An 18,713-nucleotide genomic window follows, 5' to 3' on the forward strand; every position below is an offset into this window, starting at 1 on the left:
CTGCGCTCGCTCACGCCGCCGCCTCGCTGCGCTCGGCAGCAGCGCGAGCCGCGACGCTGCTGTACCTGCTGGTTCGCTCGCTGCGCTCGCTCACGCCGCCGCCTCGCTGCGCTCGGCAGCAGCGCGAGCCGCGACGCTGCTGTACCTGCTGGTTCGCTCGCTGCGCTCGCTCACGCGGCGACGGTAGAGTCGCGCGGCGTAGTCGGGGTGAACGTCGGGTGGCGGGCAGATGGACAGGCCCGGTGTGTGATGCTGTCGCTGATGAGCGAGCCCACTGAATCCCGTCGAGAGCGTGCCGCCCGGCGGGCCGGAGAGTTTCCGCCCGCCCCCGAGCCGCTGCCCCGGCCGGTACTGGACAGCCACACCCATTTGGACATCACGGTCAGCGAGGCCGGTGTGCCCGGCGGCGGGCCGGCCGACGACCCGGTCGGTGTGGCGATCGCGTTGGCCACCAAGGTCGGCGTGGACCGGCTGGTCCAGGTCGGGGTCGACGTCGAGTCGTCCCGGTGGGGAGCGGACACCGCCGAGGCGTATCCCGCCGTGCTGGCCACCGTGGCGCTGCATCCCAACGAGGCGCCGCGCCTCGGCGACCTCGACGAGGCGCTGCGGGAGATCGAGTCGCTGGCCGCCCGGGACCGGGTCCGGGGGATCGGCGAGACCGGCATGGACTTCTTCCGGACCGGCGACGAGGGGCGGGCCGCCCAGGAGGCAAGCTTCCGGGCGCACATCGCCATCGCCAAGCGGTACGCCAAGACGCTTGTCATCCACGACCGGGACGCCCACGCCGACGTGCTGCGGATCCTCGACGACGAGGGTGCACCGGACACGGTGGTGCTGCACTGCTTCTCCGGTGACGCCGAGTTCGCCAGCGAGTGCGTCCGCCGCGGCTACCTGCTCAGCTTCGCCGGCACCGTCACCTTCGGCAGTGCCACCGCGCTGCGGGAGGCGGCCGCGCTCACCCCGGTGGAGCAGATGCTGGTGGAGACCGACGCCCCGTACCTCACGCCGACCCCGCACCGGGGCCGGCCGAACGCGTCGTACCTGATCCCGCTCACCGTCCGCGCGCTCGCCGCGACCACCGGCACCGACCTGGACGAGCTGTGCGCGGCGATCTCCGCCACCGGTGACCGGGCCTTCGGCCCGTGGTGAGCCCGGCCCGACGGCCGGCCCGGACGCCGCAGTTACGCTGCCCGTCATGACCGGTCTCCTCGGCCCGGCGGAGATCCGGGAACTCGCCGCCCGGCTGGGCGTCGCGCCCACCAAGAAGCTGGGCCAGAACTTCGTGCACGACCCGAACACCGTGCGCCGGATCGTCACCGCAGCCGGGCTGACCCCCGACGATGTGGCGCTGGAGGTCGGCCCCGGGCTCGGTTCGCTGACGCTCGGCCTGCTGCCGGCAGCCGGGCACGTGCACGCCGTGGAGATCGACCCGGTGCTCGCCGGGGCGTTGCCGGAGACCGTCGCCCAGCGCGCCGGCGCGGACGCCGGCCGCCTCACCGTGCACCGTGCCGACGCGCTGCGCATCGCCCCCGCCGAGCTGGCCGACCCGCCACCGACCGCGCTGGTGGCGAACCTGCCCTACAACGTGGCAGTGCCCGTGGTGCTGCACCTGCTCGCCGTGCTGCCCACCCTGCGGCACGGCCTGGTGATGGTGCAGAAGGAGGTCGCCGACCGGCTCGTCGCCGGTCCCGGCTCCAAGGTGTACGGCATCCCGTCGGTCAAACTCGCCTGGTACGCCCAGGCCCGCAGCGCCGGCAAGGTGCCCCCGAACGTGTTCTGGCCGGTGCCGAACGTCGACTCCGGTCTGGTCGCCTTCAGCTGTCACCCGCCACCCCGAGCCGACGTACCCCGGGAGCAGGTCTTCGCCGTTGTCGACGCGGCGTTCGCGCAGCGCCGCAAGACGCTGCGCGCCGCCCTGGCCGGCTGGGCCGGCGGCCCGGACCGGGCCGCCGCCGCCCTCACCCGGGCCGGCGTGGACCCCGGCGCCCGGGGGGAGTCCCTGACCGTCGAGCAGTTCGCCGCCATCGCCGCGTCGGCTTCGCTCGGTACGCGTACCGCGAAGTAGGCTGACGCCGTGCCCGCCGAGGAGCTGATCTTGCGCAAGTCGTTCGACATCCGTCCGCGCGTCCGGGACCTCGCCCCGTGACCGAGGCCTGGCGACCGGACGGCGAGGACGAGCGGCGCGGGGCCATCGGTCCGGTGAAGGTCCGGGTGCCGGCGAAGGTCAATCTGCACCTCGGGGTGGGCCCGCTGCGCCGGGACGGCTACCACGAGCTGAACACCGTCTACCACGCCATCTCGATCTACGACGAGTTGACCGCCCGTCGGGGTGACACGCTCGCCCTGACCATGGAGGGCGAGGGCACCGGCGAGCTGGCGCTTGACGACAGCAACCTGGCGATCCGCGCCGCGCACGCGCTCGCCGGGTACGCGGGGGTGCTGCCGCACGCCCGGCTGCACCTGCGCAAGCAGATCCCGCTCGCCGGTGGGCTCGCCGGTGGCAGCGCCGACGCGGCTGCCGCCCTGGTGGCCTGCGACGCGCTCTGGGGCACCGGGCTGTCCCGCGACGAGCTGGCCGGGATCGCCGCCGACCTGGGCTCCGACGTGCCGTTCCTGATCTACGGTGGCACCGCGCTGGGCACCGGCCGGGGCGAGGCGATCAGCCCGGTGCTGGTCCGCCCCACCTCCTGGCACTGGGTGGTGGCGTTCGCCGACGGTGGCCTGTCCACCCCCGCCGCGTACCGCGAGTTGGATCGGCTGCGCGACTCGGGTGCCGCCGGTGCCCCGCTGGGCTCCACCGACGCCCTGTTGGGCGCGTTGCGCCAGCGCGACCCCCGGGTGCTGGCCCGGACGCTCGGCAACGACCTCCAGGACGCCGCGCTGGCCATGCGCCCGGCGCTTGCCGACACGCTCAAGGCCGGTGAGGCTGCCGGCGCGCTCACCGGCATCGTCTCCGGCTCCGGCCCGACCTGCGTGTTCCTCGCCGCCGACGCGGCCGACGCGGAGCGGATCGCCGCCGAGCTGAACGCTGCTGGTGTGTGTCGGGAGGCGTGGGTCGCGCACGGTCCGGTCGCCGGCGCGCGCGTCGGCTGACGGCACGTCCCGCCGTCCTGCCGGCGCGCGGCGCGGGCGGCACGGGCGTCCGCGTACCCTTGGGTCAGGCGTCCAGGTGCCCGCCGGCACCCGGACGCCTTGATCATGAAGGGTGGAACGTGGCGAACATCGTCAATCTGGACCGGGTGTCCAAGGGGTACGGCGCAGCAGGGCGGCTGCTCACGGACGTCTCGCTCGGCCTGGACGACGCCGACCGGATCGGCGTGGTCGGCCTCAACGGCGCCGGCAAGTCCACCCTGCTGCGGCTGCTCACCAAGCAGGAGGACCCCGACGACGGCCGGGTGACCCACCGCCGTGACCTGCGCGTGCTCTGGCTGCCCCAGCAGCTCACCCTCGCGCCCGACGCCACCGTCCGGGATGTCGTGCTCGGCACCGCCTGGCTGGACGAGGGCATGGGCGCCGAGCACGAGTGGGCCGGCGACGCCGGGGTGCGCGCCATCCTCGACGGCCTCGGCATGCCGCACCTCGGCCTCGACCAGCCGGTCGGTCCGATGTCCGGTGGCGAACGGCGGCGGGTGGCGCTCGCCGCGCTCCTCGTCCGCGACTCCGACCTGCTGATTCTCGACGAGCCGACAAACCACCTCGACGTCGGCGGTGTCGACTGGCTGGCCCGGCACCTGGTCGGCCGCAAGGGTGCCCTGGTGGTGGTCACCCACGACCGGTGGTTCCTCGACGCTGTCTGTACCAACACCTGGGAGGTCGCGGACCAGACCGTCCGCGCCTACGAGGGCGGCTTCGCCGCCTGGACCCTGGCCCGCGCCGAGCGCGAGCGCGTCGCCGCCGCGACCGAGGCCCGCCGGCAGAACCTGCTCCGCAAGGAGATCGCCTGGCTGCGCCGTGGGCCGCCGGCCCGGACCTCCAAGCCGCAGTTCCGCATCGACGCAGCGAACGCGCTGATCGCCGACGTGCCACCGGCCCGGGACACCATGTCCCTCCAGCGGATGGCCGTCTCCCGGCTCGGCAAGCAGGTGTACGAGCTGGAGAACGTCGAGCTGCACGCCGGCCCCAAGGAGATCCTGCGCGACGTCACCTGGCTGGTCGGCCCGGGTGACCGGATCGCCATCCTCGGTGCCAACGGCGCCGGCAAGACCACGCTGCTGCGGATGCTCGCCGGCATCACCCGCCCCGACGGTGGTCGCCTCGGCACCGGCTCCACGGTACGGCCCGCGTTCCTGTCGCAGGAGCTCAGCGAGCTGCCGGGGCACCTGCGGGTGCTCGAGGCCGTCGAGGAGGTCGCCCGTCGGGTGCAGCTCGGCGACCGGGAGGTCTCCGCGTCCCAGCTCGCCGAGGTGTTCGGCTTCGACGACCGGCGGCTCTGGACCCCGGTCAGTGACCTCTCCGGTGGGGAACGCCGTCGGTTGCAGATGCTGCGGTTGCTCGCTGGCGAGCCCAACGTGCTGCTCTTCGACGAGCCCACGAACGACCTGGACACCGACACCCTCGCCGCGCTGGAGGACCTGCTCGACTCGTGGCCCGGCACGATCATCGTGGCGAGTCACGACCGCTACCTGATCGAGCGGGTCACCGACACCGCGTACGGGATGTTCGGCGACGGCCGGCTGGTGCACCTACCGGGCGGCGTCGACGAGTACCTCGCCCGGACCGCGGAGCGGGCCGGCTCGGCTCGGGCGGGCGGCACGTCGCCCTCCGCGCCCGCTGCCGCCCCGGGCGGCGGCATGTCCGCAGCCGAGGTCCGTCAGGCCCGCAAGGAGCTGACCCGGCTGGAACGACAGCTCGGCAAGCTCGACCAACGCGAGACCAGCCTGCTCGACCAGCTCGCGGCGGACGCCACCGACTATGCCCGGGTCGCCGACCTGGACGCTCAGCTCAAGGATCTGCGCGCCGAGCGGGAGCGGATCGAGGAGACCTGGATGACGCTCGCCGAGGAGCTTCCCGAGAGCTGACCGGGCCCGGCCACGCCGGCCCGGGGGCCGTGTGCGGCGTCACACCACCACGTGCGGGACAATCGTCGGCGACACCTACCCCACGGCGTTGGAGACTCAGACATGGCCCACACCCCCGTCAACCACCCCGCGCGGCCGATCTACCGGGCGATCGGCGGGCTGACCGGTCTGTACCTGGTGGTCTTCGGCGTGCTCGGCATCATCGCGAGCGCCGGCAACGAGATCCTCGCCCAGGATGACACCCGGGTCCTCGGCCAGGGCACGAACCTCGGCTTCTCGCTGCTCAGCGTGCTGCTCGGCGTCGTCGTGCTGGTCGGCACCGTGCTCGGCCGCAACATCGACGTGGCGATCAACCAGTGGCTGTCGTACATCCTGATGGCGATCAGCCTGGCCAGCCTGGCCTTCATCCGGACCGACGCCAACATCCTCAACTTCAGCATCGTCACCGTCATCGTCGTGATGGCCATCGCCCTGGTGCTGCTCATGGTCGGGATGTACGGCAAGGTCGGGTCGGAGGAGGAGGCGGAGGCCTTCCACAAGGCTCGGCTGGTGCTCTGAAGCTTTTCTCTGGTTGCGGTAGTGGGTTTTCGCCGGAGCCCGAGCTGCTCCGGGCGGTCAGGCTTGATCCCTGTGCAGCTCGGGCTCCGGCGAAACCTGACCTGGTCCAACCTTCGGCGGACCCCTTCGGCTTCGTGGTTCTTCGGACAGTCAGCTCTGCCCTGAGTGACAATCCTCCTGAAACGGTCGATTCAGGGGGTTGGCGCTATGCCGCACTTTCCGGTGAACCATCCGGCACGGCCGCTCTACCGGGTCCTCTCCGGTCTGATCGGCGTCTACATCCTGGTCTTCGGCGTCTGGGGCGTCGCCGAGACGATCGGCGACCCGCTCTTTGACCGGAGCAGCACCTGGGCCCTCGGGCTGCGGACCAACCTGGCCTTCTCACTCGCCTCGGTGGTCTTCGGGATCGTCCTGATCATCGGGGCGTCCCAGCGCACCAACCTGGGCCACTACATGAACCTCACGGCCGGCGTGGTGTTCCTGGTCACCAGCATCCTGATGATGTCGGTGCTGCAGACCCGGGCGAACTTTCTCAACTTCTCGATGTCGACAGTTGTCGTGTCGATGCTGTTCGGCCTGATCCTGCTCGGCACCGGGCTGTACGACAAGGTCGGCCCACAGGAACACGCAGAGGCCGAGCTGGCGAACCGCAAACACCCGGTGGCGGACGTGCACCGCCGCTGACGAACGGTCAGCGACGCCGGGCGGTGATCAACGTCGGCTTCGCCTCCAGGTGCGACAACCCGTTCCAGGCCAGGTTCACGAGGTGTGCCGCCACCGTCTCCTTGCGCGGCTTGCGCACCTCGAGCCACCAGCGGCCGGTGAGCGCCACCATGCCGACGAGCGCCTGCGAGTACAGCTCGGCAAGCTTCGGGTCGTAGCTCCGGCTCTTGAACTCGGCGCCCAGGATGTGCTCGACCTGGTGCGCGACGTCGTTCATCACGCTGCTGAAGTTGGCAGTGCCGGACATCAGTGGCGACTCGCGGACCAGCACCCGGAAACCGCTCGTCTCCTCCTCGATGTAGGTGAGCAGAGCCAGCGCCGCCTGCTCCAGCAGCTCCCGCGGGTGCCCGGCGGTCAATGCCGTGGTGATCCGGTCCAGCAGGGCCCGGACCTCCCGGTCCACCACCACCGCGTAGAGCCCTTCCTTGCCACCGAAGTGCTCGTACACCACAGGTTTGGAGACCTTGGCGCGGGCCGCCACCTCCTCGATGGAGGTGGCGTCGAAACCGCGTTCGGCGAAGAGCTGCCGACCTGTCGCAATCAACTGCTCGCGTCGCTGCGCCGCCGACATGCGGACCCGGGAGGTGGGTTTGGGCGCGGGAACCGGCGGTATCACCCGTCGGCCGCCGACACTGTCACCGTCAGTTACCTCAGGCATGTCGCCACCTCGCTGGCGCTCGGTTACGCCCTGCCGTGGAATGGTGCCTCCGCTGTGCCCGTTCACGTCGTCGCCTCACTGGCCGGCGGTCCGACCGCCCTGCCGCCCGTCCGACCGTACCTGGCTCGGCGCCGGCCCCCGTCCGCCGAGCCGTCCGGTCCCCGCGTGGCTCGGTCATCCGGCCATCCTGCCAGGCGGCAACCCGCGGTACCGCCCGGTTTTACCGGGGTGCGACCGGCTTCACCAGCTTGGCGGCGAGGCGCTCCGGCTTTGGCCAGCGCACCTGCGTCGCCGCGCCGACCTTCTCGAACAACCAGATCACCCGGGCGGAGATGTCCACCTGGCCGCGGAGCACACCGTGCCGGGCACTCGTGGGGTCGGCATGGTGCAGGTTGTGCCAGCTCTCGCCGAACGACAGGATCGCCAGCGGCCAGAAGTTCGACGCACGGTCGCCCTGACGCATCGCGAACGGACGCTCGCCGTAGACGTGGCAGACCGAGTTGATCGCCCAGGTGACGTGGTGCAACAGGCCGATCCGGACCAGCCCGGCCCAGAAGAACGCGGTGAGCGCGCCCTGCCACGACCAGGTCACCAGGCCGCCGATCAGCGCCGGACCGAGCAGCGAAACCATCACCAGCACCGGGAACAGCCGGTCCACCCGGCTGATGTCGCGGTCGGCGATGAGGTCCGGGGCGAACCGCTCCCGGTTGGACAGCTCCCGACGGAACAACCAGCCCACGTGTGCGTGGAACAGGCCCCGGGTCAGTGCCCAGAAGCTGGTGCCGAAGCGCCACGGGGAGTGCGGGTCGCCCTCCAGGTCGGAGAAGGCGTGGTGCCGTCGGTGGTCGGCCACCCACTGGATGATGTCGCCCTGCACCGCGAGCGAACCCGCCACCGCCAGGGAGACGCGCAGCCACCGCTTGGCCTTGAACGAGCCGTGCGTGAAGTAGCGGTGGAAGCCGACGGTGATGCCGAGCCCGCTTACCACGTAGAAGACCAGACCGATGATCACGTCGGTCCAGCCCAGCCAGCCACCCCAGGCCAGCGGGACGGCGACAAGCAGGGCCACGAAGGGGATCACCACGAAGGCATAGAGGGCGGCCAGGATGCCGGGGGACTGGCTGCCGTCGGTGAGTGGCTTGGGGCCGCTGGCGGCCGGGTTCGGATCGAGCAGAGTGGTGGACATGAGACCTCGCAGGGGGACGGTGACGATCACAAAGCTACGCCTACGTCACCGTAACTTACGGCTCCGTAGATCGCACGGGGAAGTTTCGAGCGGCCCTCACTTCATCGCCGAAATCCGCAGGTCAGGTGCCGTCGTGGTGAGTGGGAGGGGGAGCCGACTGTTCGACTCGGGGCTCGCTCGAAACGTGGCCTGGATGCCTCGAAGGCACGAAACCGGTGGCTTGTGGCACCGGCCTGCCGCATCGTTCCCGCCGTCCGCTTTCGCGTCGCTGCCGGTGTGCGGCGGGATGAGCGATGGCGTCCACCGGCCGGGGCGCTAAGGTGTAGCGGCGGGACACCCAATTCCCCGCGCGACGTCCTCGCGTCGTTGATCGGCCGTGGTGTAATTGGCAACACCCGGGTCTTTGGTACCCGTATTTCAGGTTCGAACCCTGGCGGCCGAGCTGCCCACCTACGTCCGTTTTGGGCTCGGGTGGGGGTAAGAGGGGAAGGTGCCGGTCCTCGCGGTTAGCATGGCCGCGGAAGTGTCCGCCGTCCCGACGGGAGCCACGTCGTGCCCCAGCCCCACCTTCGTACCGTCGTCGTACTCGCCGCCGGTGAGGGCAAGCGGATGAAGTCGACGCTACCCAAGGTGCTGCACCCCCTGCTCGGTCGGACGCTGCTCGGTCACGTGCTCAGCGCTGCCGCGCCGTTGACCGCGGACCGGACCGTCGTCGTGGTGGGGCACGGCGCCGACAAGGTTCGGGAGCACCTGTCCGAGATCGCCCCGGCCGCCATGCCCGTGCTCCAGGCCGAACAGCTCGGCACCGGACATGCCGTGCGGATCGCGCTGGACGCCGTCCCGGACGGCGCCGGCACGGTTGTGGTGATCAACGGGGACGTGCCGCTGTTGCGCCCCGAGACGGTCGGCGCGCTGGTGACAGCGCACGAGGAGGCGGCTGCGGCGGCCACCGTGCTGGCCGCCGAGGTGCCCGACCCGACCGGGCTCGGACGGATCGTCCGGGACGCCGACGGTCACCTGGAGCAGATCGTCGAGCAGCGCGACGCCGACGCGGCGCAGCGCGCGATCCGGGAGATCAACGCGGGCATCTACGCGTTCGACGCGGTGCGGCTGCGCGAGTCGCTGGGCAAGCTCTCCACCGACAACGACCAGGGCGAGGAGTACCTGACCGACGTGTTCGGCCTGCTCCGTTCCGCCGGTGAGCCGGTCGCCGTGCACCTGGCCGCCGATCACGTCGAGACGTTGGGCTGCAACGACCGGGTGGAGTTGGCGGCGCTGCGCCGGCTGCTGCGCGACCGGGTCAACGAGGCGTGGATGCGTACCGGAGTGAGCCTGCTCGACCCCGTGACCACCTGGATCGACGTGACGGTCGCGTTGGACCGCGACGCGGTGGTCGACCAGAACACCCAGTTGCGCGGTGCGACGGTGGTCGGTGCGGGAGCGTCGGTCGGGCCGGACGTCACGCTCATCGACACGATCGTCGGCCCGGGGGCGTCGGTGGTCCGCAGTCACGCCGTCGGCGCCGAGGTCGGCGCGGGCGCCAGCGTGGGCCCGTACGCGTACCTGCGACCGGAGGCCCGGCTGGGCGAGAAGGCGAAGGTCGGCACGTTCGTCGAGGTGAAGAAGTCCGAGATCGGGCCCGGCGCGAAGGTGCCGCACCTGACGTACGTGGGTGACGCGACGATCGGGGAGCAGACGAACATCGGCGCGGCGTCGGTCTTCGTCAACTACGACGGGGTCAACAAGCACCGCACGGTGATCGGCAGCCACGCCCGGACGGGTGCGGACAACATGTTCGTGGCGCCGGTCGAGGTGGGCGACGGCGCGTACACGGCGGCCGGCTCGGTGATCGTGGACGACGTACCGGCGGGTGCGATGGGTGTGGCCCGTGCCCGCCAGCGCAACATCGAGGGCTGGGTGGTGAAGCGGCGGGCCGGTACGCCGGCGGCCGAGGCCGCGCAGCGGGCCGCCGACGCGAAGGGTGCGTCGGGAATGGCCGGAGCCGCAAGCGACAGTGAGGCAATGCACGGGGTGACCGAGACGGTGGGCGGCACATCCGGCGCGGGAGATACTGCAACCGAATAGTCCCCGACCCCCCACCACCGGGTCGGGTACCGCCGACAAAACGGGAGCAGACGGGCCCATGGGCAGCATCGTCGCCGAAAACCGCAAAAGCCTGATGCTCTTTTCCGGACGTGGCTTTCCGGAGTTGGCCAAGGAGATCGGCGAGGTGCTCGGCGTCGCGCCGACCCCGGCCGACGCGTACGAGTTCGCCAACGGCGAGATCTTCGTACGGTTCAAGGACTCGGTGCGTGGTTCGGACGCCTTCGTGGTGCAGTCCGTCACGCACGGGGTGAACACGTGGGTCATGGAGACCCTGATCATGGTGGACGCGCTGAAGCGGGGGTCCGCCAAGCGGATCACCGTGGTGCTGCCGTTCTACCCGTACGCCCGGCAGGACAAGAAGCACCGCGGCCGGGAGCCGATCTCGGCCCGGCTGGTGGCGGACCTGTTGAAGACCGCGGGCGCGAACCGCATCCTCACCGTCGACCTGCACACCGCGCAGATCCAGGGCTTCTTCGACGGTCCGGTGGACCACCTCTTCGCGATGGACATCCTGGCCGAGTACGTGGAGCACAAGTACGCCGGCCGACCGATGACAGTGGTGGCCCCCGATTCCGGCCGGGTACGGGTGGCCGAGCGGTGGACCGACCGGCTCGGCGGTTGCCCGCTGGCGTTCATCCACAAGACCCGCGACCCGATGAAGCCGAACCAGGTAGTGGCGAACCGGGTGGTCGGCGAGGTGGAGGGCCGGGTCTGTCTGATCGTCGACGACATGATCGACACCGGTGGCACGATCGCCAAGGCCGCGGACATCCTCAAGGAGTCCGGGGCGGCGGAGATCGTTGTCGCGTCCACCCACGCGTTGCTCTCCGACCCGGCCACGGAGCGCCTGAAGAACAGCTCGATAAGCGAGATCGTGGTGACCAACACGTTGCCGCTGCCGCCGGAGAAGCAGTTGGACAAGCTGACCGTGTTGTCGATCGCGCCGCTGCTGGCGCGGGCGATCCGAGAGGTCTTCGACGACGGTTCGGTGACCACCCTGTTCGGCGGCCTGAGCTGATTGATGGGCCCCGTTTCCGCCACTCAGCATTCCGGCGGGGGCGGGGCTGTCAAACTTGTGGAAACGGGGCCGGCACGTTGGTGGGAATACCACCGACGCGCCGGTCTGGAGCCGTGAACGGGGACTGCCGGAAACCCTGGAAACAGCTCGGGTAGACTGGTGCGGTTGCCACGGCGAGGGTGCCCGGCGGGCCGCTGAAAAGCGCCGCACGGAGGCACCGTCATCGACGCGGTGCTCCGGGCAGTCGTTCATGACGCATGAGCCCCAGCGAGCCCCTCGCCCCAGCACCGCCAGACGACAAGCCGCCGCAGCGAAAAGCATCAGGAGTTTCCCCGTGTCCGAGGTAAAGATCAGCGCCGAGCCCCGCACCGAGTTCGGCAAGGGTGGTGCCCGCCGTACCCGCCGGGCCGGCAAGGTGCCCGCCGTGCTGTACGGCCACGGCGAGAAGCCCAAGCACATCGCGCTGCCGTCGCGGGAGTTCGCCGCGGCGATCCGCAAGGGCGGTGCCAACCAGCTCTTCGCGATCGACATCACCGACGGCACCCAGGTGCTGGCGCTGCCGAAGGCGATCCAGCGGGACCCGATCCGGGACACCTTCGAGCACGTCGACCTGATCCTGGTCCGTCGGGGCGAGAAGGTCACCGTCGAGGTTCCGGTGCAGCTGACCGGCGAGGCCGCCCGGGACACCCTGATCGTGCACGACCACGACACCCTCTCGGTGACCGCCGACGCCACCAAGGTGCCGGACCACCTCGAGGCGTCGATCGAGGGCCTGGAGGCGGGCACCCAGGTGACCGCCGGTGACGTCGAGCTGCCGTCCGGCGTCGAGCTGGCCGCCGACTCCGACCTGACCGTCGCGTCGGTGACCGCCGCCCCCACCGCCGAGCAGCTCGAGGCGACGCTGCCCGAGGTCGAGGTCGCGACCGACGAGGCCGAGGCCGAGGCCGGCGAGACCACCGAGGGCTCCGAGGGCGCGGACGAGGCTCCGGCCGCCGAGGGCGACGAGAACGCCGAGGCGCGCACCGAGGCCTGATCGGTTCAAGCTCTGCGACAGGCGCTCCCGGACGTTCGGGGGCGCCTGTCGGCGTATCGGGAGTCGGTGGGATGAGCGTCGGGAGGGACGGGTCGTGACGGACGAGGCGGCGGGGCCGTGGCTGGTGGTCGGCCTGGGCAACCCGGGTCGGGAGTACGCCGGGAACCGGCACAACGTCGGCTTCATGGTGGCCGATCTGCTGGCCGGGCGGTTCGGCGCGCGGTTCGGCCGGCACAAGCGGGCGGTGGCCGAGGTGGCCGAGACGCGGTTGGGCTTCGGGGGGCCGAAGCTGGTACTGGCGAAGCCGCTGACGTACATGAACCTCTCCGGTGGGCCGGTGGCCGCCCTGGCCCAGTTCTACAAGGTGCCGGCGGCGCAGGTGATCGCGGTGCACGACGAGCTGGACATCGACTTCGGGCAGGTGCGGATCAAGTTCGGCGGCGGTGAGGGCGGGCACAACGGCCTGCGTTCGATGTCGAAGTCGTTGGGCACGAAGGACTACGCCCGGGTCCGGTTCGGCGTCGGCCGGCCGCCGGGGCGGCAGGATCCGGCGGATTACGTGTTGTCGGATTTCGGCACCGCGGAGCGCAAGGAGTTGGATTTCCTTGTCGACCGGGCCGCCGACGTGGTGGAGTCGGTGATCGTCAAGGGCGTGGAGCCGACGCAGAACCTCTACCACGGGGGCTGAGCCGGGCGAGGCGTACCGGATCCGAAACGGTCGGCCGGTAGTCTGCGCCTTTCGGCGTGCCGCGACCGGCGACGCGGGTCGTGGCGAATCGGTCCGTGCGGGCACGGGTCGCGGCGAGGCGACAGGAGCGGGCAGATGACCAGTCCTCCGATGATCGACGGTGCGTTCGCCCGGTGGTTGGCGTCGCGGGCCGGGCAGGCGCTGCTCGACCTACGCGCCGAGATGGGCTTCGCGGACACCGGCGCGCTGAAGTCGGCCGGGGACAAGGTTTCCCACGACCTGATCCGCACGGAGCTGGCGAAGTGGCGGCCGGGCGACGCGGTGCTCTCCGAGGAGGACGAGGGATCGCGGCTGGCCTGGGCGGCTGAGGTGAACACCGGGGCGGTGTCCCGGTTGACAGCGGACCGGGTGTGGATCATCGACCCGTTGGACGGCACCCGCGAGTTTTCCGAGGAGGGCCGCTCGGACTGGGCGGTGCACGTGGCGCTCTGGGCGCGCAGCGCGCCGAGCCCGCACGGGCTGGTCGCCGGGGCGGTGGGGTTGCCGGCGCAGCACCGGGTGCTGGGCACTGACTACCCGCCGGCGTACCCGCCGATGACTGTGGAGGCCGCGACGGCCGGCGAGCGGAAGATCCGCCTGGCGGCCAGCCGGAGCCGGCCGCCGGTCTTCCTGACCGACCTGGCCGAGGACGTCGGGGCGCATCTGGTGCCGATGGGATCGGCCGGCGCGAAGATCGCCGCAGTGGTCACCGGCGAGGTGGACGCGTACATCCACGCGGGTGGGCAGTACGAGTGGGACTCGGCCGCCCCGGTTGCTGTGGCGACGGCCACCGGACTACACGCTTCCCGGATCGATGGTTCTGCGCTGAAATACAACGAGGCGGATCCGCGCCTGCCGGACCTGCTGGTCTGTCGCAAGGATCTCGCCAGCCGGTTGCTTGCAGCGCTGCAGAGGCATTCCGGGTAGCCTGAGCGCACTTTCTTGACATGTCCGACCGGAAAGGTCTGGAAATCGGATGAGCGAGCGAATCGAGCCGGTGTCATGACCACCCCCGCCGCCTACCGGGTCTCCCACCTGGACGCCCTGGAGGCGGAGAGCATCTTCGTGATGCGCGAGGTGGTAGCCGAGATGGAACGCCCGGTGTTGCTCTTCTCCGGCGGCAAGGACTCGATCGTCATGCTGCGGTTGGCGCAGAAGGCGTTCGCCCCGGCCAGCATCCCCTTCCCGGTCATGCACGTCGACACCGGGCACAACTTCCCGGAGGTCCTGGAATACCGCGACCAGCGGGTCGCCGAGCTGGGGTTGCAGCTCGTGGTGGCGAGTGTGCCGGAGGCGCTGGCCAGCGGCATGGTCCGGGAGTCCGGCGACGGGATGCGCAACCGCATCCAGACGCCGGTGCTGCTGGACGCGGTGGAGAAGCACCGCTTCGACGCGCTGTTCGGCGGGGCCCGCCGCGACGAGGAGAAGGCGCGGGCCAAGGAGCGGGTGTTCAGCTTCCGCGACGAGTTCGGCCAGTGGGACCCGAAGAACCAGCGACCTGAGCTGTGGTCGCTGTACAACGGCCGGCACCACCCCGGCGAGTCGATCCGGGTCTTCCCGCTGTCCAACTGGACCGAGTTGGACGTCTGGCACTACATCGCCCGGGAGCGCATCCCGCTGCCCTCGATCTACTACGCGCACGAGCGCGAGGTGATCGAGCGGGACGGCATGGTCTACGCGGTGAACGAGTTCTTCCGCCCGCGCGCGGGGGAGGAGCGGTTCAAGGCGCAGGTGCGCTATCGCACCGTCGGCGACGCCTCCTGCACCGCGGCGGTCCGCTCCGACGCGGACACCGTGGAGAAGGTCATCGAGGAGGTGGCGGCCACCCGGATCACCGAGCGCGGCGCCACCCGTGGTGACGACCGGGTGAGCGAGGCCGCCATGGAGGACCGCAAGCGGGAGGGCTACTTCTGATGAGCACCGAGACGATGGCCCCGACCGCCGAGGCGCGCTCGATGGACCTGCTGCGCTTCGCCACCGCCGGCAGCGTGGACGACGGCAAGTCGACACTTATCGGCCGGCTGCTCTACGACACCAAGTCGCTCTTCACCGACCAGTTGGCCGCGGTGGAGGCGGTCAGCGCGGCCCGTGGCGACGAATACACGAACCTGGCGTTGCTCACCGACGGTCTGCGGGCCGAGCGGGAGCAGGGCATCACCATCGACGTGGCGTACCGGTACTTCGCCACCCCACGCCGCAAGTTCATCATCGCCGACACCCCCGGGCACATCCAGTACACCCGCAACATGGTCACCGGGGCGTCCACCGCCGACCTGGCGTTGATCCTGGTGGACGCCCGCAAGGGCCTTGTCGAGCAGTCCCGCCGGCACGCGTTCCTCTGCTCGCTGCTGCGGGTTCCGCACCTGGTCCTCTGTGTCAACAAGATGGATCTGGTGGACTGGTCGCAGGAGGTCTACGAGCGGATCGCCGACGAGTTCACCGCGTTCGCCGCGAAACTCGACGCACCGGACCTGACAGTGGTGCCGATCTCCGCGCTGCGCGGCGACAACATCGTCGCCCGCTCCGAGAACATGCAGTGGTACGAAGGCCCGTCGCTGCTGCACCACCTGGAGCGGGTGCACATCGCCAGCGACCGCAACCTGGTCGACGTCCGGTTCCCGGTGCAGTACGTGATCCGGCCGCAGTCCACCACTGTCACCGACTACCGCGGCTATGCCGGCCAGGTGGCCTCCGGGGTGCTCAAGCCGGGCGACGAGGTGATGGTGCTGCCGTCCGGCTTCACCAGTCGGATCGCCAGTGTGGAGACCGCCGACGGGCCGGTGCCGGAGGCGTTCCCGCCGATGTCGGTGACGGTACGGCTGGCCGACGAGATCGACATCTCCCGGGGTGATCTGATCTGCCGGCCCAACAACGCGCCGGCGGTGGCCCAGGACATCGAGGCGATGGTCTGCTGGATGGACGAGACGGCCCCGCTGCGGGTCGGCGCCCGGTACGCGATCAAGCACACCACCAGGTCGGCGCGGGCGATCGTGCGGGGGCTGCACTACCGGTTGGACATCAACTCGCTGCACCGCGACGAGTCGGCCGACGAGCTGCGGCTCAACGAGATCGGCCGGGTGCGGCTGCGGACGACGGTGCCGCTGCTCGCCGACGAGTACCGCCGCAACCGCACCACCGGTGGCTTCGTCATCATCGACGAAACCACAAACCGCACGGTGGGGGCCGCCATGATCGTCGAAGCCGCCTGACCCGCCCCCGGCCCCCGACTCCGTGCAAGATCACGCTCGAGTCGAAGTCCCCGACTCGGCGCAAGATCACGCTCGATCTGTGAAGTAGTGGCCTCCCGGAACAGGGAGGCCACTACTTCCATGAACAAGCACGGTCATGCCGCTCCCACCCCGAGCCCGGTTGCTGACGCGAGCCTCTTCCCGGGCGACGGGGCGGGGATCAGTCCAGGCGGGTGGCGCCGGGGGAGGGCAGGGCGGTCAGGGTCGCGGGGGTGGTGAAGCCCCGTTCGGCGTAGGCGGCCTCGACGGCTGCGGTCGTCTCGTCGGCGCGGTCGGCCTCGATCAGAGCCAGGACACAGCCGCCGAACCCGCCGCCGGTCATCCGGGCACCGAGCGCGCCGGCCGACAGCGCCGCCTCGACCGCCGTGTCGATCTCCGGCACGGTGATCTCGAAGTCGTCGCGCATGGACGCGTGCGAGGCGGTGAGCAGCGGGCCGATGTCCCCGACCCGGCCGGCGCGCAGCAGCGCCACAGTGTCCAGCACCCGCTGGTCCTCGGTGACCACGTGCCGGACGCGCCGTCGGGTCTCCTCGTCGTCGAGGCTGGCCAGGGCGCTGTCGAGTTGGTCGACTGTCACGTCGCGCAGCGCGGCGACGCCGAGCGCCTTGGCGGCCGCCTCGCAGGAGCGGCGGCGGGCAGCGTACTCCCCGTCGGCGTGCCGGTGCGGTGCGCGGCTGTCGATGACGAGCACGGCCAGACCGGCGGCGTCCAGGTCGAACGGAATGTGCTCGACGGACTCGTCGCGGCAGTCGAGGAAGAGCGCGTGCCCTTCGCGGCAGCGGATCACCGCGGACTGGTCCATGATGCCGGTCGGCGCGCCCACGTAGACGTTCTCCGCCCGCTGCGCCAACCGCGGCTGGCGCTCGGGGGACAGGTCCAGCCCACCGAGGTCGAGCAGGGCGGCGAGCACTGACGACTCCAGCGCGGCCGAGGAGGAGAGCCCGGCACCCAGCGGCACGTCGGAGGCGATCGCCAGCCGGGCGCCGGGCACCGCGTGACCGGCGTCGCGCAGCGCCCAGACCACCCCGGCCACGTACGCGCCCCAGCCGGTCACCCGGCCGGGCTCGGCCACGTCGTCCGCGCCAAAGGTGATCGTCTCGTCGGAGAGCTCGGACCAGACCGTCCAGCGCTCGCCGTCCTGCCGGTCGGCGGCGACCACGGTACGCAGTGGCAGCGCGAAGGGCAGCACGAACCCGTCGTTGTAGTCGGTGTGCTCGCCGATCAGGTTGACCCGGCCGGGCGCGGCCCAGCGGCCGGTGGCCGGACCGCCGTACTGCGTGGTGAAGCCGGCGGCGGCCCGGTCGGCCACGGCACGCGTGGGGTCGGTCACGGCTGCTGCTCCAGGATGTGCGTGCGGTAGAAGGCCCAGGCGTCGCCGACCATGTCGTGCAGGGTCGGCTTCCGCGGCACCCAGCCCAGCTCGTCGCGGGCCAACGCGGAGGAGGCGACCAGCTCGGCCGGGTCACCCTCGCGGCGCGGGGCCACCTCGACGGGTAGTTGGTGCCCGGTGACCTCGCGGACCACGTCGACGACCTGGCGGTTGGTGAAGCCGTTGCCGTTGCCGAGGTTGTAGATCCGGTGTTGGCCGCCGGTGGCCGCGTCCAGCGCCAGCAGGTGCGCGCGGGCCAGGTCGGCGACGTGGATGTAGTCGCGGACGCAGGTGCCGTCCACTGTGGGGTAGTCGTCGCCGAAGAGTTGGAGCTTCTCCCGCCGGCCGGCGGCGACCTCGAGCGCGATCGGGATCAGGTGCGTCTCCGGGTCGTGTCGTTCGCCGATCGCGACGTCGCCGTCGAGGTGGGCGCCCGCGACGTTGAAGTAGCGCAGCGACACGGCGGCCAGCCCGTGCGCGATGGCCTCGGAGGTGAGCGCCATGTCGACGGCGAGCTTGGTGGCGCCGTACGTGCTTGTGGGTGCCTTGACCGCGCTCTCGGTGATCGGCAGTTGGGTGGGGTTGCCGTAGACGGCGGCGGTGGAGGAGAAGACCATGCGGGGCACGCCGGCGGCCCGGACCGCGTCGATCAGGGCGAGTGTGCCGACGGTGTTGGTCTGCCAGTAGAGCTCTGGTTTGACCATCGACTCGCCGGCGGCGATCAGGGCCGCGAAGTGCAGCACCCCGTCGAAGCCGGCGTCGGGGGTGAGGACGCGGGCGGCGTCGTGGATGGACGCCTCGACGTGGGTCGCGTCCGGGGCGAGCGCCTCGCGGTGCCCGGTGCGCAGGTCGTCCAGGACGACCACCTGGTGACCCGCGTCCAGCAGCATTCGGGTCACCACGCTGCCGATGAAGCCGGCGCCCCCGGTCACGAGCAGTTTCACGTCGTTTGCCTCCTGCCTGGCCCGCCCGGGACGTGGCCTTCGCTGATCACCCTAGGGTGGCGGCCGGTGCCCTGACCGACGGCACCGCCATCCTTATTCCATCATAAACTCTCATGATTAAACAG

At 71.0% G+C, this 18,713-nt stretch carries 17 protein-coding genes and 1 tRNA gene; 14 read left to right on the plus strand and 4 right to left on the minus strand.

The window, feature by feature from the left end:
- Positions 1–249: 249 nt before the first annotated feature.
- The 6 genes from AB0B86_RS13380 to AB0B86_RS13405 all read left to right on the plus strand — a co-directional run bounded on the left by AB0B86_RS13380 (position 250) and on the right by AB0B86_RS13405 (position 6,260).
- Entirely contained in the window at positions 250–1,149 is a 900-nt protein-coding gene (locus tag AB0B86_RS13380; protein ID WP_357411991.1) for a TatD family hydrolase, read from the plus strand.
- A gap of 46 nt (positions 1,150–1,195) precedes the next feature.
- The gene (gene rsmA / locus AB0B86_RS13385) at positions 1,196–2,065 is read left to right on the plus strand and encodes a 16S rRNA (adenine(1518)-N(6)/adenine(1519)-N(6))-dimethyltransferase RsmA (RefSeq protein WP_357411992.1); all 870 of its coding nucleotides are present in this window, start codon (positions 1,196–1,198) and stop codon (positions 2,063–2,065) included.
- Between the two features lie 77 nt (positions 2,066–2,142).
- Positions 2,143–3,093, plus strand: coding sequence for a 4-(cytidine 5'-diphospho)-2-C-methyl-D-erythritol kinase (locus tag AB0B86_RS13390; protein ID WP_357417990.1), 951 nt, complete (start codon positions 2,143–2,145; stop codon positions 3,091–3,093).
- A gap of 119 nt (positions 3,094–3,212) precedes the next feature.
- The gene (locus AB0B86_RS13395) at positions 3,213–5,018 is read left to right on the plus strand and encodes an ABC-F family ATP-binding cassette domain-containing protein (protein WP_357411994.1); all 1,806 of its coding nucleotides are present in this window, start codon (positions 3,213–3,215) and stop codon (positions 5,016–5,018) included.
- Between the two features lie 102 nt (positions 5,019–5,120).
- On the plus strand, positions 5,121–5,576 hold the full coding sequence (locus tag AB0B86_RS13400; protein ID WP_357411995.1) for a DUF4383 domain-containing protein: 456 nt from the start codon (positions 5,121–5,123) through the stop codon (positions 5,574–5,576).
- 207 nt (positions 5,577–5,783) lie between these two features.
- A complete protein-coding gene (locus AB0B86_RS13405; RefSeq protein ID WP_357411996.1) occupies positions 5,784–6,260 on the plus strand; it encodes a DUF4383 domain-containing protein in 477 nt (158 codons plus the stop codon).
- 7 nt (positions 6,261–6,267) lie between these two features.
- Here AB0B86_RS13405 and AB0B86_RS13410 read toward each other — a convergent pair whose 3' ends face one another.
- Positions 6,268–6,957 (minus strand): TetR/AcrR family transcriptional regulator, encoded by a 690-nt coding sequence (locus AB0B86_RS13410; RefSeq protein WP_357411997.1) that lies wholly within the window; start codon positions 6,955–6,957, stop codon positions 6,268–6,270.
- A gap of 220 nt (positions 6,958–7,177) precedes the next feature.
- Positions 7,178–8,143 (minus strand): acyl-CoA desaturase, encoded by a 966-nt coding sequence (locus tag AB0B86_RS13415; RefSeq protein WP_357411998.1) that lies wholly within the window; start codon positions 8,141–8,143, stop codon positions 7,178–7,180.
- Positions 8,144–8,513: 370 nt separating this feature from the next.
- Here AB0B86_RS13415 and AB0B86_RS13420 point away from each other — a divergent pair.
- From AB0B86_RS13420 to AB0B86_RS13455, 8 genes are all read left to right on the plus strand, one after another.
- Positions 8,514–8,585 (plus strand) — tRNA-Gln (locus AB0B86_RS13420).
- A gap of 110 nt (positions 8,586–8,695) precedes the next feature.
- Entirely contained in the window at positions 8,696–10,228 is a 1,533-nt protein-coding gene (gene glmU, locus AB0B86_RS13425) for a bifunctional UDP-N-acetylglucosamine diphosphorylase/glucosamine-1-phosphate N-acetyltransferase GlmU (RefSeq protein WP_357411999.1), read from the plus strand.
- Positions 10,229–10,286: 58 nt separating this feature from the next.
- Positions 10,287–11,267 carry a ribose-phosphate diphosphokinase gene (locus tag AB0B86_RS13430; protein ID WP_030329105.1) on the plus strand — a complete coding sequence of 327 codons (981 nt, stop codon included), beginning with the start codon at positions 10,287–10,289 and terminating at the stop codon, positions 11,265–11,267.
- A 334-nt stretch (positions 11,268–11,601) separates the two neighbouring features.
- The gene (locus tag AB0B86_RS13435) at positions 11,602–12,300 is read left to right on the plus strand and encodes a 50S ribosomal protein L25/general stress protein Ctc (protein ID WP_357412000.1); all 699 of its coding nucleotides are present in this window, start codon (positions 11,602–11,604) and stop codon (positions 12,298–12,300) included.
- Between the two features lie 94 nt (positions 12,301–12,394).
- Complete coding sequence (gene pth / locus AB0B86_RS13440) at positions 12,395–12,988, plus strand: aminoacyl-tRNA hydrolase (RefSeq protein ID WP_357412001.1); 594 nt, start codon at positions 12,395–12,397, stop codon at positions 12,986–12,988.
- Between the two features lie 135 nt (positions 12,989–13,123).
- Positions 13,124–13,954, plus strand: coding sequence for an inositol monophosphatase family protein (locus tag AB0B86_RS13445; RefSeq protein ID WP_357417994.1), 831 nt, complete (start codon positions 13,124–13,126; stop codon positions 13,952–13,954).
- A 75-nt stretch (positions 13,955–14,029) separates the two neighbouring features.
- Positions 14,030–14,941: a sulfate adenylyltransferase subunit CysD gene (gene cysD, locus AB0B86_RS13450; protein WP_357075637.1), complete on the plus strand. Its 912-nt coding sequence runs from the start codon at positions 14,030–14,032 to the stop codon at positions 14,939–14,941.
- Positions 14,941–16,236: a GTP-binding protein gene (locus AB0B86_RS13455; RefSeq protein WP_357412003.1), complete on the plus strand. Its 1,296-nt coding sequence runs from the start codon at positions 14,941–14,943 to the stop codon at positions 16,234–16,236. The genes cysD and AB0B86_RS13455 overlap by 1 nt, the downstream gene beginning before the upstream one ends.
- Before the next feature lie 199 nt (positions 16,237–16,435).
- Here the strand turns inward: AB0B86_RS13455 and galK are convergent, their stop codons facing one another.
- Positions 16,436–17,605: a galactokinase gene (gene galK / locus AB0B86_RS13460; protein WP_357412004.1), complete on the minus strand. Its 1,170-nt coding sequence runs from the start codon at positions 17,603–17,605 to the stop codon at positions 16,436–16,438.
- Positions 17,602–18,534, minus strand: coding sequence for a UDP-glucose 4-epimerase GalE (gene galE, locus AB0B86_RS13465; protein WP_357412026.1), 933 nt, complete (start codon positions 18,532–18,534; stop codon positions 17,602–17,604). The genes galK and galE overlap by 4 nt, the downstream gene beginning before the upstream one ends.
- Positions 18,535–18,713: the final 179 nt, after the last annotated feature.

Origin of the sequence: Micromonospora sp. NPDC049047, assembly GCF_040649135.1 — a bacterium.
In the GTDB taxonomy this organism is placed as follows: domain Bacteria; phylum Actinomycetota; class Actinomycetes; order Mycobacteriales; family Micromonosporaceae; genus Micromonospora.

What these genes read in the sequence shown, in the direction of transcription:
- AB0B86_RS13380 (WP_357411991.1), top strand. Translation starts at nt 250, where the DNA reads ATGCTGTCGCTGATGAGCGAGCCCACTGAATCCCGTCGAGAGCGTGCC.
- rsmA (WP_357411992.1), top strand. Translation starts at nt 1,196, where the DNA reads ATGACCGGTCTCCTCGGCCCGGCGGAGATCCGGGAACTCGCCGCCCGG.
- AB0B86_RS13400 (WP_357411995.1), top strand. Translation starts at nt 5,121, where the DNA reads ATGGCCCACACCCCCGTCAACCACCCCGCGCGGCCGATCTACCGGGCG.
- AB0B86_RS13405 (WP_357411996.1), top strand. Translation starts at nt 5,784, where the DNA reads ATGCCGCACTTTCCGGTGAACCATCCGGCACGGCCGCTCTACCGGGTC.
- AB0B86_RS13410 (WP_357411997.1), bottom strand. Translation starts at nt 6,957, where the DNA reads ATGCCTGAGGTAACTGACGGTGACAGTGTCGGCGGCCGACGGGTGATA.
- AB0B86_RS13415 (WP_357411998.1), bottom strand. Translation starts at nt 8,143, where the DNA reads ATGTCCACCACTCTGCTCGATCCGAACCCGGCCGCCAGCGGCCCCAAG.
- AB0B86_RS13430 (WP_030329105.1), top strand. Translation starts at nt 10,287, where the DNA reads ATGGGCAGCATCGTCGCCGAAAACCGCAAAAGCCTGATGCTCTTTTCC.
- AB0B86_RS13445 (WP_357417994.1), top strand. Translation starts at nt 13,124, where the DNA reads ATGACCAGTCCTCCGATGATCGACGGTGCGTTCGCCCGGTGGTTGGCG.
- cysD (WP_357075637.1), top strand. Translation starts at nt 14,030, where the DNA reads ATGACCACCCCCGCCGCCTACCGGGTCTCCCACCTGGACGCCCTGGAG.
- AB0B86_RS13455 (WP_357412003.1), top strand. Translation starts at nt 14,941, where the DNA reads ATGAGCACCGAGACGATGGCCCCGACCGCCGAGGCGCGCTCGATGGAC.
- galE (WP_357412026.1), bottom strand. Translation starts at nt 18,534, where the DNA reads ATGCTGCTGGACGCGGGTCACCAGGTGGTCGTCCTGGACGACCTGCGC.